General features: G+C 62.0%; 9 protein-coding genes. 3 read left to right on the top strand and 6 right to left on the bottom strand.

What is annotated here, in order from left to right; all coding sequences use genetic code 11:
- Positions 1-114 precede the first annotated feature (114 nt).
- The 3 genes from SB725_RS27065 to pvdM are packed head-to-tail and all read right to left on the bottom strand — an operon-like array spanning position 115 to position 3,700.
- Complete coding sequence (locus SB725_RS27065; RefSeq protein WP_410922857.1) at positions 115-981, bottom strand: formylglycine-generating enzyme family protein; 867 nt, start codon at positions 979-981, stop codon at positions 115-117.
- 58 nt (positions 982-1,039) lie between these two features.
- The gene (locus SB725_RS27060) at positions 1,040-2,320 is read right to left on the bottom strand and encodes an aminotransferase class V-fold PLP-dependent enzyme (RefSeq protein ID WP_410922855.1); all 1,281 of its coding nucleotides are present in this window, start codon (positions 2,318-2,320) and stop codon (positions 1,040-1,042) included.
- Between the two features lie 30 nt (positions 2,321-2,350).
- Positions 2,351-3,700: a pyoverdine-tailoring dipeptidase-like protein PvdM gene (pvdM, locus tag SB725_RS27055; protein ID WP_027925494.1), complete on the bottom strand. Its 1,350-nt coding sequence runs from the start codon at positions 3,698-3,700 to the stop codon at positions 2,351-2,353.
- A gap of 246 nt (positions 3,701-3,946) precedes the next feature.
- Here pvdM and SB725_RS27050 point away from each other — a divergent pair, with 246 nt between their 5' ends.
- Positions 3,947-5,575: a PvdJ/PvdD/PvdP-like protein gene (locus tag SB725_RS27050; protein ID WP_410922854.1), complete on the top strand. Its 1,629-nt coding sequence runs from the start codon at positions 3,947-3,949 to the stop codon at positions 5,573-5,575.
- Between the two features lie 137 nt (positions 5,576-5,712).
- Here SB725_RS27050 and SB725_RS27045 read toward each other — a convergent pair whose 3' ends face one another.
- From SB725_RS27045 to SB725_RS27035, 3 genes are read right to left on the bottom strand one after another with little or no spacing between them, the layout of a single operon-like run.
- On the bottom strand, positions 5,713-7,107 hold the full coding sequence (locus SB725_RS27045; protein ID WP_410922853.1) for an efflux transporter outer membrane subunit: 1,395 nt from the start codon (positions 7,105-7,107) through the stop codon (positions 5,713-5,715).
- Between the two features lie 7 nt (positions 7,108-7,114).
- Positions 7,115-9,088: a MacB family efflux pump subunit gene (locus SB725_RS27040; protein WP_194941066.1), complete on the bottom strand. Its 1,974-nt coding sequence runs from the start codon at positions 9,086-9,088 to the stop codon at positions 7,115-7,117.
- The gene (locus SB725_RS27035) at positions 9,089-10,261 is read right to left on the bottom strand and encodes an efflux RND transporter periplasmic adaptor subunit (RefSeq protein WP_059182452.1); all 1,173 of its coding nucleotides are present in this window, start codon (positions 10,259-10,261) and stop codon (positions 9,089-9,091) included. It abuts the gene before it with no gap.
- Positions 10,262-10,562: 301 nt separating this feature from the next.
- On the opposite strand from SB725_RS27035, the gene SB725_RS27030 reads away from it, so the two are divergent.
- On the top strand, positions 10,563-11,045 hold the full coding sequence (locus tag SB725_RS27030) for a sigma-70 family RNA polymerase sigma factor (RefSeq protein WP_027925489.1): 483 nt from the start codon (positions 10,563-10,565) through the stop codon (positions 11,043-11,045).
- A 133-nt stretch (positions 11,046-11,178) separates the two neighbouring features.
- The gene (locus SB725_RS27025) at positions 11,179-12,516 is read left to right on the top strand and encodes a lysine N(6)-hydroxylase/L-ornithine N(5)-oxygenase family protein (RefSeq protein WP_410922852.1); all 1,338 of its coding nucleotides are present in this window, start codon (positions 11,179-11,181) and stop codon (positions 12,514-12,516) included.
- The last annotated feature ends 179 nt before the right edge of the window (positions 12,517-12,695 follow it).

Raw genomic sequence — 12,695 nt, 5'->3', positions numbered from 1 at the left:
AGGACGGTTCCTTGGGTGGAAAGGCAGATACCCAGTAGAACGTCTGATCGAAGGCTTAATTTAGCGACCACCGACTGATGGCCTCCACACTCCTACAGGGGATTTCAGTGGCTCTTAGAGGTCACGCACCACGCGAAAGCCGATCCAGTCCCCGCGCTCTTGCGGGTACTGGCTATTGCGGTTGCCTGAGCGCGAGAACACTGGCGCTTCACCCCAGTCATTACCGCGTATGCGCACGGCTTCGCAGTTGGCCTCAACCCACGCGCTGCCATCGGTGGGGGCACCGACGTAGTCCGGGTGTTCGCAGTCTTCGACCCATTCGTACACGTTGCCGTGCATGTCGTACATGCCAAAGGTGTTCGGCGGGTAGCTGCCCACGGGCGAGCTGTAGCTGTAACCGTCTGCCGGGCCGTAGGTGTTGGCGTGTTTGGCGATGCTGTAGGCCTTGCCCTCATCGAACGGGAAGGGGAATGGGCCCTTGGTGCCGCCCCGCGCGGCGTATTCCCGTTGGGCTTCGCTGACCATGTGGTAGTTCTGCCCGGTTTTTTTCGACAGCCAGGCGACGTAGTTTTTAACGTCGTCGAAGTTCATGCATACCGCCGGCTGGCGCGGTGTTTGCGGATAACGCGGCTTGCTGGCCACGCACTCGCGGCCCGGCCGGTTATCGCCATTGGCAATGATCACGCCGCTCTCGCGCACGTAACTGTCCCATTCGCCGGCGGTGACCTGGAAGCGGCTCATGGCGAACGGCTTGGCGAAGGTCACGTCGTGCATCGGGCCTTCGTCGGGTTCGCGGCCGATTTCATCGTCCGGTGTGCCCATGGTGAAGGTGCCGGCGGGCAGTACCACCATTTCCGGGCAGTCGCGGCAGTCCTGCAATACTTTGCCAGGTGGCGATGCGGTGGCGGCCTGGGCGCCTCCGATCATAAGTGCGGCCAGGGCCAGGGCCTTGAACGGCAGGGTCAAATGATCTCGGTTCATGAGTCGTCTCGATATAAAAAACGGGTGTCACGCCACGACCAATGTAGGAGTCATGGCGTCATGCGGTTTTGTTCAGCAGGGTTATGAAACGGTCGATCTGGTCTTCGCTGTTGAGCAAACCAGGCGCAATCCGGATCACCGGGCCGACATCGCGCTCCACCGAGTCGCAGACCACGCGGTTTTCCATCAACCAGGCGGCGACTTTTTCGCAGTCGCGGTCCTTGATCCGGAAGAAGGTGAAACCGGCCGACAGGTCCGGGCTCTTTGGCGTGACCAGTTCGATCTGCGGGTTTTCCAGCAAGCGGTTTTTCGCATAGGTATTGAGTGCATGAATCCGCGCCTGCACCTCGGCCTTGCCCAGCTCCAGATGCAACTTGAACGCCTCGTCCAGCGCCCAGCGGTGTTCAAAGCTGTGATAACCGCCGGGGGTCATGATCGTCGAGAAGGTCGTGGCTTCGGAGAACGTCGGAATGGTCGGCGTGACGTCCTTGAGCTCGGCGGAACGGGCGCAAATGATCCCGGTGCCGCGCGGGCCGAACATCCATTTGTGAGTACCGGCGATGAAGAAGTCGCAGTGCATGTCGGGGAAGTCGAGGTCTTCGACGCCAAAACCGTGCACGCCGTCGACCACATACAGAAGGCGGTCCTTGTCGTCGCGGTTGCGGTTCTGTTCTTCCACCAATTTGCCAATCTCGCCAATCGGCAGTTTCACACCACTGCCAGATTGCACCCAGGTCATGCCCAGCACGCGAGTGTGTGGGCGGATGCCTTTGGCGATGGAACCGAGCACTTCGTCGACGGACACGTCGCGGCTGTTCTCGAACAGCTTGAGCTTGCGCACCTTGACCCCGTCCTTTTGCTGGCGGTAATCCAGCGCATAGTTCGTGGCGTAATGTTCGTGCTCGGTGGTGAGGATTTCCTGATCCGCGCGCACATGAATGCCACCGTAGATCAGCGACAAGCCTTCGGTGGTGCTGCCGGTGAGGGCGATCTGCTCAGGCTTGGACTTGAGGTAACGCCCGGCCCAGACGCGCACGTCCTGTTCGCGTTTTTCCGTTTCACCGAGGTCCCAGTCCATCGCCCGGCCGGGGTTGCGGTCGAGGTTGGCGCGGTGTCGTTCGATGGCCTCACGCACCGGTCGCGGGTGCGATGTCACCAGAAAGTTGGCGAAGTGCAAATAGTCCGGGTCCTGATCGAACAGCTGGCGCAATTGCGCCCACTTGTCCTTGGCCAGCGGCTGCGTCGTGGCAGCCCGTGCCGGCAACATCACAGCGCTGCTCAGGGGCAGGCCAGCCGCGAGAATCCCGGCCTGCTTGAGGAATGAACGACGGTTGGTCATCAGCAAGGTTCGCTTTTTTGCAAAGGGGATTCAGTTGTTCGCCATCGGCCGGGAAGCCTTCTGCACCTGGTCCCAGACCCGCAGGAAATTGCCGCCCCACAGCTTGGCGATATCGGCCTCGCTGTAGCCGCGACTGATCAGCTCGGCCGTGACGTTGCGCGCTTCGCTGACATCCTTCCAGCCATCCAGGCCGCCGCCGTCGTTGAAGTCGGAGCTGATGCCGACATGGTCGATGCCGATTTTCTTCACCGCGTAATCAATCGCATCGCCGTAGTCCTTGAGCGTGGCTTTCGGTTCTTCGTCGACAATCGCGTAGAGCTGGCTGGCGTACTCGCCGAAGCGCTGCTCGGACCAGACAGTGATCACCGGGTCGCCGGGCATCAGCGCCATTTCCAGGCCTTGCAACGGTTGCAGGTCGAAGCGGGCGCGCAGGGCGTTGAGTTTGTCCTGGGTGGTTTGGCTCAAGGGGCGGATGTAGGTCGGGAAGCCGACAATCTGCACCACGCCGCCGCTGTTCTTGATCAGCTGCATTTCCTGGTCGCTGAGGTTGCGCGGGATGTCCACCAGCGCACGTGGCGCCGAGTGCGAGGCGACCATCGGCGTGCGGCTCAGTTGCGCGACTTGCTCCAGGGCCTTGGTCGACATCTGCGAGACATCGATGATCACGCCGAGGTCGTTGAGGCGGTGCACGGCTTGTTTGCCGATGTTCGACAGGCCACCGAGGGCATCGCGCGAATCATTGAAAAACGGCAGCGGTCGTGACGAGTCGGCCCAGGCGTTGTTGCCCACGTAACTGAAGCCGAACATGCGCATGCCACGGGCGGCCCACGTGTCCAGTGCATTGAGGTCGTTGCCCAGCGGGTAGGCGTTGAGCATGCTCATGAACACCGCGAACTTGCCTTCGCCATGCAGGCGCCGGAAATCGTCGGGGGTGTAGGCGATGGCGACCTGGTTGGGGAAATCGCGAACCATGGCGCTGATGATTTTGTAGCGGGTTTCCTGCTCGAACCGGGCTTCGTCGACGAAACCGGCGGTGGGGCGGTGCGGGGCGTTGGCGCCGTTCCAGATTTCCGGCCAGCCGAAGATGGTCAGGGCCGCGCCGGACAGGCGTCCGCGTCCGGTCTTGACCAGGTCGAATTGGCCGCTGCCATCCTTGTCGGCTTCATTACCGGCGGTGCCGAAGTCCAGCGGCACGGTGACGTGGCTGTCGAAGGAGAGGATGCGCGTTTGCAGTTCATCGGCCTGTTGCATCACCTTGACCGGGTAGCCTGGGTTGTCCTTGAACCAGTGATCCCAGACGGCATAGCCGCCACCGGCGCTGATGGCCAGCGCCAGGGGCAAGCCGAGGTACAGCGCCTTTTTTGAACGTGGTTTTTTCATGTTCATCTCAGTCAGGTTCGTTGCCCCGGTGTGGGGGGCTTTGCTATCTGGGATGGACGAGTGATGCCGTTGGAAATTTAGGGCGGCTGATGGCCTCATCGCGAGCGAGCTCGCTCCCACAGGGATTTTGTGAACACCGCAGAACCACAGTGGGACCGAGCTTGCTCGCGATGCTTTTAAATTTTCGGAGGAGGCGAACGTTCTAGCTTGGATAAAGCCTGCTTCATGGCTGACACAGGTAGGGCAATGACGATTTCTCGACGAGGGTTCATGGCGGGCCTGGTGCTGACCGGCGCTGCCGTGCCTGCGGTTTTTTATGGGCATCGCGAATGGACGAAACCGGATCCGACGATCACCCCCGGCGAAGCCTCATTTGAGGTGGCGGATGTCGCCGGCCAGCGGCTGGCGGACACGCTGCGGGGCGTCTGGCAGATTCGTTTCGAAGGGCGTGACGCCGGGATCGAAGGGTTGCCTCGCGACGGTCTGGAAGTGTTTCTTGACGTCGGCCACAAAGGACGCGGCCTGATCGGGTTCCTCGACACGGCCGAGCGTTTGCGTTCAAACGAAACACCGCGCTACCGGGTGCTCGGCGATCTGGCCGATGCCAACGCGGCGCAATTGAGTTGGCGGCTGGTCAGTGCCGACGCAGCCAACGGCACCTCCGATTACGAATTCAGCATGACCCTGGACGAAGTCTGGGCCGGGTTCGGCAATGCCGGCAGCGGCACCCTCAGCGGTCGCGTATTGAACCTCGATCGGCCGCTGATGATGACCGCGCAGGACAACCGCTTCGTCGCGGTCAAACGGGTTTTCCCCGAAGCCCGCGAACGCACCGGGCTCAATGCGCCATTGTTGGCTTGGCTGATCTCCCCCGAGCATCGGCTGTTTCACCAGCTCTGGCATGCCTCGCGGGACAAATGGCACACCCTGGCCGAAGACAAGCGCAATGCCTTGCGCGGCCTCGGTTGGCAGCCAGGTCCGCGTGACAAGGAGCGCGATGCTCGCGGTGCGCGCAAGGATCGCAACGGGTCGGGCGTGGATTTTTTCTTCATGCACCGGCATATGCTCGGTACGGCGCGGTCGATGCAGGACCTGCCGTCGTGGCAGCACTTCCCGTTACCGCAACCGGAACTGGCCCGTGACCGCATCGGCTTCGCCCAGTACTGCGACAACCACGACGGCACCGCGCTGCCGCCGACCTGGCTGGCCGACGACGATGCCGACTATTCGCAATGGGTCAGTGACATCAAGACCGCCGAGACCTATCACAGCAACTTCCAGGTCTGGGAGTCGCGCTACCGCGACCCGCGTTACCTGTCGAAGCTGACCCTGGGTCAGTTCGGTTCAGAGGTTGAATTGGGCCTGCACGACTGGCTGCACATGCGCTGGGCCTCGGTGCCGCGTGATCCGTCCAACGGCCATCCGGTACCGTTCGCCCGGGATCCATCAGACTTCTCTGCACGCTGGTTTGCGCCGGAAAACGACTTTCTCGGCGATCCGTTTTCGTCCCATGTGAACCCGGTGTTCTGGCATTTCCATGGCTGGATCGATGATCGACTGGAAGACTGGTTTCGCGCGCACGAGCGTTTTCATCCGGGGGAGGTGAGACGACTCGAGGTGAGCGGCGTGGCGTGGTTTGCGCCAGGGCGTTGGGTGGAAGTCGATGACCCGTGGCTGGGGCCGAGCACTCACGGTTGCAATACAACGCCGGGGTTGCAGGCGGGCAAGTCGCTGGAGATGGACCCGGAAACCATGAAGATGGCGCTGCGGATAACGTTTGGCGAGGATGAGACGAAGCTCGCGGACTTGTTCAGGAAAGTGCCGCAGCGGCCCTGGTATGCGCGGCATTTGAAGGCTAAGCCGGTTACCAGTTAATCAGTTAGTCCGCGTTATCGTTCATCGCGGGCAAGCCCGGCTCCCACAGGTTATGCGTCGTGTCCAAAACATGCGGCACACATAAAATCTGTGGGAGCCGGGCTTGCCCGCGATGGCGGACTCACTGACACTCAACATCACAAAACCTGCCACCCCCCACCCAGCGCCTTGTACAGCGCAATACTCGCCTGCAACCGCGACAACCGCAGTTGCACATTCAAATCCTGCGCCGCATACAGCGTGCGTTGCGTCTCCAGTACCGTCAGCAAACCCTCGGCCCCAGCCTGATAGCGACGTTGCGCAATATCGAATGCGGTCTGCGCCTGCTTCAGTTCTTCACCTTGCCATTGCCGCTGTTCATCCAGCCCGCGAATGCTGTTCAGTGCTTTTTCCACGTCGGCGAAACCGTTGATGATCGCGCCGCGATAGGTCTCCAGCAGTTCCTCCTGGCGGGCCGTGGCCTTGTCGCGCTCGGCGCCCAAGCGTCCGTTGTTGAACACGGGCGCCAGCAACCCGGCGGTGAGGTTATAGAACGGACTGCGCAGAATGTCCGACGCGCGATCCGCGCCCGAGCCGATTTCGGCGCTCAACGTCACGGTGGGCAACATCGCCGCGCGGGCCACGGTGACGTCCGCCTGCGCCGCCGCCAGTTGCGCCTCGGCACGGGCAATGTCTGGGCGACGGCTGATCAGTTCGCTGGGCAGGCCGGCGCCGATGGTCGGCCATGACAGTTGATCAAAGTGTTCCTGACCCAATGCCAGCGCCTGAACCGGTCGGCCGAGCAGGGCGGCAAGACTGATCGACGCGTCCTGCGCCTGTTGCTGCACCAGCGGCAATTGCCGTTGTTGCGCGGCGACCAGGCTTTTCTGCTGAGCCAGTTCCAGCGCGGTCGCCGAGCCTGAGTCAAACCGCGTCTGCACCAGCTTCAACACGTTTTGCGCATTCGCCAGGTTCAACTCGGCGATGCGGCTCTGTTCACGCAGCGACAGGGTTTGCGCGTAGCCGCTGGCAACACTGCTGAGCAGCGTCAGTTCCACCGTTGCCTGATCGAACTGGCTGGCCTGCAAAGCAAATTGCGCGCTGTCGCGGGACGCACGTTGGCCGCCCCAGAAATCGATTTCGTAGCTGGCGCTGAGGTTGGCGTTGAAGTAGTCCACGGCGCTGTTGTCGCTGTCGGCATCCAGTTGGCTGTAGCCGCTGCCGCGCAGCAGTTTCTGGCGGTTGGCATTCAAACCCGCCTTGACCTCCGGCAGTTGCGAACCGCCGGCCACCACCGTTTCGGCCTGGGCCTGACGCACGCGGGCGATGGCCGCGGCCAGATCGAAACTGCCGACCCGCGCCTGTTCGACCAGTTGATCCAGCTGCGGGCTGCCGAACTGCGTCCACCATTGCGGGTTGCTGCGCGCGGCGTCTTGGGTGTGCGGCGATTGCCAGGAAACGGGTGGCTCGATACCGGCGTCGGGGCGTTGGGCGGGTGTGCCGCACGCGCTGAGCAACAGGCAGAGCGTCAACAGACTTAATGGCGGCTTCATGGAGAAATCATTCACTGGTAAGGGCCGTGACCGGGTCGAGTCGGGCAGCTTTGCGGGCCGGCATGAAGCCGAAGACAACACCGGTGACCAGGGCGCAGCCGAAGGCGCCGAGCACCGCTATCAAGGAAAACGCGACAGCGACTTCACTGAGAATCAGCACACCGCCGACGATCAGCGCCAGGGCAATCCCGGCCAGCCCGCCGACTACCGAGAGCATCACGGCCTCGGTCAGAAACTGGCGCAAAATGTCGCGCTGCCGGGCGCCGGTGGCCATGCGGATACCAATCTCCCGTGTGCGTTCGCGCACGGTCATCAGCATGATGTTCATCACGCCGATGCCGCCCACCAGCAAGGAAATCGCAGCAATCGAGCCGAGCATCAGCGACAGGGTGTTTTGCGTGCGCGCCTCGGCCTGGATCATCGCCGCGTTGTTGGTCAGTTCGAAATCCTTCTTGCCGTTGTGCAGGCGCAGCATCAACTGCTCGATGGCTCTCTCGGTATCTTTGACCTTGCGCGCGTCTGCGGCGGCGATGGCCACGTATTCCGGATTATGCGTGCCGAACAGCCGCACGCTGGCGGCGGAGTAGGGGATGGCGATGCGGTCGTCGCTGTCGGAGTCGCCGGAGCTGGCGCCTTTTTCCGCGAGCACGCCGACCACCTGAAATGGCACGTTTTCGATCAGGATGTATTGGCCAATCGGGTTGGCCACGTCCTTGAGCAATTTGCTCCGTACCTTGTGGCCGATTACCGCGACTGCCGCGGCGTTTCGCTCATCGGCCTCGGTGAAGTAGCTGCCTTCGACCACCGGCCAGTTGAAGATCGCCGGGAAGTGGGTGTCGTTGCCGCCGACGTAACTCAAGTGGTCGAGGTTGCCGAAGCGCACCCCGGCTTCCTGGCCGTTGACCGGCATGATCCGCATCACTTGCGGCAGGCTGGCCACCGCCGCGACGTCATCGAGGGTGACGATGCCCGGCGCGGTGCGCGGGTTCGGCGCCGAGCCGCTGAGGTAAATGATGTTCGAACCGAAGGCGCCCATCTGCGCCATGACCTGGCGCTTGCTGCCTTCGCCGACGGCGAGCATCACCACCACCGAGGCCACGCCGATGATGATCCCGAGCAGCGTCAGCGCGGTGCGGAAGCGGTTGATCCACATCACCCGCCACGCCGCTTGCACCGCGTCAATCAGTTCGCCTTTCCACGCGCCGGTGGCTTCGGCACCTTCGCTCAGACGCTTGCGCAAGTCCACGGCTTGCAACGCACCGGGGTTGGCTGAGGTCTGGGCTTGAGGGTTATCGCGGGCGCTGTCGCTGATGATCAGGCCGTCGCGGATTTCGATGATGCGCTTGGCCCGAGCCGCGACTTCGCGGTCGTGGGTGATCAGGATCACCACATGACCCTGGCTCGCCAGTTCATCGAGCAGGGTCATGACCTCGGCGCCGCTGTGGCTGTCGAGGGCGCCGGTGGGTTCGTCGGCAAGGATGATATGACCGCCGTTCATCAAGGCGCGGGCGATAGACACCCGTTGTTGCTGGCCACCGGAGAGTTGATGCGGACGATTGCCGGTGCGCGAGGCCAGACCGAGACGGTCGAGCAGGGCAGCGGCGCGGACGTGGCGCTCGGCGGCCGGCAAGCCGGCGTAGATGGCCGGCATCTCGACGTTTTCCTGGGCCGAGCCGGAGGGGATCAGGTGATACCCCTGAAACACAAAACCGAAGGCTTCACGGCGCAACCAGGCCAGTTCGTCACTGTCGAGCCCGGCGACGTTTTCCCCGGCGAAGCGGTATTCGCCCGACGTCGGGCGGTCGAGGCAGCCGAGGATGTTCATCAGTGTCGACTTGCCGGACCCGGAGGCGCCGACAATCGCCACGAACTCGCCGGCATGAATCGACAGGTCGATGCCGCGCAACACATGCACTTCCGGAGAATCGCCGCCGCCGTAGGCTTTGCGAATCTCGTGCAGATCGATCAGGGGCGTCTGCATTCAGCCGCCACTCCCGTCAGCCGGGCCGATCAGCAGGTGATCGCCTTCGCGCAGGCCATCGAGGATTTGCACGCGCAGGCGATCACTGATGCCGGTGCGCACTTGACGCGACTCGATGCTGCCGTTTTTGGCCACGACGTGTGCGGTCTGGGTGTCCGGTTCCGCGCCACTTTGCAACGCGGCAATGGGCGCGGTGAGGACGTTTTTGGCCTGGTCGGCCACGAAAAACACCTGCGTCGTCATCTCGGCCATCAGCGCGTTGTCGGCGTTATCGACGTCGAGCAACACGGTGTACAACACCACGCGGGCACTGCCGCTTTTGCTCGAACTGGCTGGGCTGCCGCCACCCTGGCTGGTCTGGTCGAGTGGCTTGGGCGGTACGGGCAGAATCTGCCGCACCGTGCTGCTCCAGCGACGATTGCCACCGCTTAAGGTGGTGAACCAGGCATTCATGCCGGGTTTGACGTGGCCGATATCGGCTTCCGAGACTTCGGCCCACACGGTCATCGGCGACAGTTTGGCGATGCGCAGAATCAGCGGCGTTTGTTGCTGTGCGTTCAGCGTCTGGCCGACCCGGGCGTCGAGGGCGACGATCGTTCCGGACATGGGCGCATAGATTCGCGTGTAACCGAGTTCGGCCTGATCGCTGCGCAGGCTGGCTTCGGCCTGACGGATCTGCGCCTGGAACATGTCGATACGCGCCTGTGTGGATCGCCGTTCAGCTTGCGCGGTTTGCACGTCTTCTTCGCGGGTGGCGCCACCGACCTTGAGGTTCTGCTGACGCTGGTATTTCTGCCGCGCGAGTTCGTGCAGGGCCCGTTGCTCCTGGAGCTGAGCCTTGAGGTTTTCGATGGAGAAACGCCCTGCGTCGAGTTTGGCCTGTTGCGTGGACGGATCGATTTCCACCAGCAACTGGCCTTCCTTGACCACGTCGCCGACCTCCACATGAATCTTGTGGATCTGCCCGGAGGCCTGGGCACCGACGTCGACATATCGCCGGGGTTGCAGGGTGCCCAACGCGGTGACGCTGCTTTCGATGTCGCCGCGGCTGACGGACACGGTGGCGAACCTGTCGCGGCCGGGCGGAATGATTTGCCACGCGGCGACGGCGATAACGGGGATCAGACTAAGTGCTACAAGCAGGGCGCGTCGGGTGTGTCGGGGACGTTTCATGCAGGGTTCCGGCCATGGGTATCGGCCCGTCGTTCAACCTGCGCGCAGCTAACAGCGACAGCCGACAGAGACGGGGAGCTGTCCTGTAAACGAGGAATGGTGCGGGGAATTTAGGTGCGGACACATAGGGTTACACCTGTAGCTCAGGACTATTTGTGCGGCAAGGACAAGCAGTACTTTAAATCTATATGAGAATTACTATAAATTACGCATCTCGAACTGCCACTATCGTGCCACTGCCTATGTCGGCGGTCGACGAGGGGGCTCAAGGACAGAAACCGCACCCGTGCGGCCGGGAGTCATGTTGGAAAACTACTATCGCGAGCTGGTGTGTTTCCTGAACGCCAAGCTAGGCAACCGTCAGGTGGCCGAAGATGTGGTGCATGACGCGTATGTGCGGGTTCTGGAGCGCTCCAGCGACACGCCCATCGAACAGCCCCGGGCGTTTCTGTACCGCACCGCGCTCAATCTGGTGATCGACGACCATCGGCGCAATGCCCTGCGTCAGGTCGAGTCGCTGGACGTGCTCGACACCGAAGAACGCTACTTCACGCCATCTCCGCACAACTGCCTCGATCACGGCCAGCGCCTGCAAATGCTCCAGCGTGCCCTGGCGGAGCTGCCACGGCTGTGTCGCGAGAGTTTTCTGTTGCGCAAGATCGAGGGCCTGTCGCACCCGGAGATCGCCGAACAGCTGGGCATTTCGCGGGCCTTGGTGGAAAAGCATATCGTCAATGCGATGAAGCATTGCCGGGTGCGGATGCGTCAGTGGGACGCCCATTGATCCCCGCTGATTAAATTTTATTTCACTGTCCTCGTTCCTACTCAACAGACGACCTGCTGTCCTGCCCAAGGCCGGTCAGGTCACTTAGGCTTACTCCCCATCGGTTGAGGGGTTCATCCAGAGGACACTGGAAATGACACAGGCAATTGCATCGCCCATCGTTCACGACCTGATCGGCGTCGGTTTCGGCCCTTCGAACCTCGCGCTGGCCATCGCTTTGCAAGAGCGAGGGCCACGCCAGGGCGAGCTGGATGTTCTGTTTCTCGACAAGCAGGCGGACTACCGCTGGCACGGCAACACCCTGGTGACTCAGAGCGAATTGCAGATCTCGTTCCTCAAGGACCTGGTGACGCTGCGCAATCCGACCAGCCCGTATTCCTTCGTCAACTACCTCAAGCATCACGGTCGCCTGGTGGACTTCATCAACCTGGGCACGTTTTATCCGTGCCGCATGGAGTACAACGACTACCTGCGCTGGGTCGCTGCGCAATTTGAATCGCAGAGCCGTTACGGCGAAGAAGTGCTGACCATCGAACCGGTGGTGCACAGCCAGCAGGTCGAAGCGCTGCGGGTGATCTCGCGCGACGCCCAAGGTCAGCAGCACGTGCGCACCACCCGTTCGGTGGTGGTCAGCGCCGGCGGTACGCCGCGCATTCCGCAAGCGTTCAAGGCGCTGAAGGATGACGGACGCGTGTTCCACCACTCGCAGTACCTGGCGCAAATGGCCACGCAACCGTGCATGAACAACCAGCCTATGAGCATCGCCATCATCGGCGGCGGGCAGAGCGCGGCGGAAGCGTTCATCGATCTGAACGACAGCTTCCCCTCGGTGCAGGTCGACATGATCCTGCGCGGCTCGGCACTGAAACCGGCGGATGACAGCCCGTTCGTCAACGAAGTGTTCTCGCCGGAGTTCACCGACCTGGTGTTCCAGCAAGCCCACAGCGAGCGTGAACGTCTGGTCAACGAGTACCACAACACCAATTATTCGGTGGTGGACATCGATCTGATCGAACGCATCTACGGCATCTTCTATCGCCAGAAAGTATCGGGCATTGCCCGTCACGCGTTCCGCACATTGACCACGATTGAAAAAGCCACGGCCACTGAACACGGTATCGAGTTGGCCGTGCGCAACAACGCCACGGGTGAAGTCACGGTTCGTCTCTACGACGCCGTGGTCTTGGCCACCGGTTACGAGCGGCAGATGCACCGCAAATTGCTGGCGCCGCTGGAGCAGTACCTGGGTGATTTTGAAGTGGATCGCAACTATAAGCTGATCACTGACGAGCGCTGCAAGGCCGGCATCTATATGCAGGGCTTCTGCCAGGCGAGCCATGGGTTGAGCGACACGCTGTTGTCGATCCTGCCAATTCGGGCGGACGAGATTGCCGGTTCGTTGTATGAGCATGGCAAGAACCGCGGGCACAGCCGGTCGGTGGTGGATTTGCTACTGGCGACTGCCAGCTGACTCTCACTGCGATCGTTCCCACGCGGAGCGTGGGAATGATCTGCGCAGCAATCCTGAACCCTTCCTGAAGAACCCCGCGATTCCCCCACCGCACACTGTTCCTTCGTTTACTCTGCATAAATCGCGGCGTAAGCTTCGCGCGTTTTCATCAATAGCGGAGACCCACAGTGGGTACTTGT

It is taken from the genome of Pseudomonas sp. SIMBA_041 (assembly GCF_046535095.1).
Lineage (GTDB): Bacteria > Pseudomonadota > Gammaproteobacteria > Pseudomonadales > Pseudomonadaceae > Aquipseudomonas > Aquipseudomonas mucoides.
Note: the sequence above shows the minus strand (reverse complement) of the source record. Positions and strands in the feature narration are given on the sequence as shown.

Excerpts from the sequence above, each read along its gene's own strand:
- SB725_RS27040 (WP_194941066.1), bottom strand. The coding sequence starts at position 9,088 with ATGCAGACGCCCCTGATCGATCTGCACGAGATTCGCAAAGCCTACGGC.
- pvdM (WP_027925494.1), bottom strand. The coding sequence starts at position 3,700 with ATGAAAAAACCACGTTCAAAAAAGGCGCTGTACCTCGGCTTGCCCCTG.
- SB725_RS27050 (WP_410922854.1), top strand. The coding sequence starts at position 3,947 with ATGACGATTTCTCGACGAGGGTTCATGGCGGGCCTGGTGCTGACCGGC.
- SB725_RS27045 (WP_410922853.1), bottom strand. The coding sequence starts at position 7,107 with ATGAAGCCGCCATTAAGTCTGTTGACGCTCTGCCTGTTGCTCAGCGCG.
- SB725_RS27060 (WP_410922855.1), bottom strand. The coding sequence starts at position 2,320 with ATGACCAACCGTCGTTCATTCCTCAAGCAGGCCGGGATTCTCGCGGCT.
- SB725_RS27025 (WP_410922852.1), top strand. The coding sequence starts at position 11,179 with ATGACACAGGCAATTGCATCGCCCATCGTTCACGACCTGATCGGCGTC.
- SB725_RS27035 (WP_059182452.1), bottom strand. The coding sequence starts at position 10,261 with ATGAAACGTCCCCGACACACCCGACGCGCCCTGCTTGTAGCACTTAGT.
- SB725_RS27065 (WP_410922857.1), bottom strand. The coding sequence starts at position 981 with ATGAACCGAGATCATTTGACCCTGCCGTTCAAGGCCCTGGCCCTGGCC.
- SB725_RS27030 (WP_027925489.1), top strand. The coding sequence starts at position 10,563 with ATGTTGGAAAACTACTATCGCGAGCTGGTGTGTTTCCTGAACGCCAAG.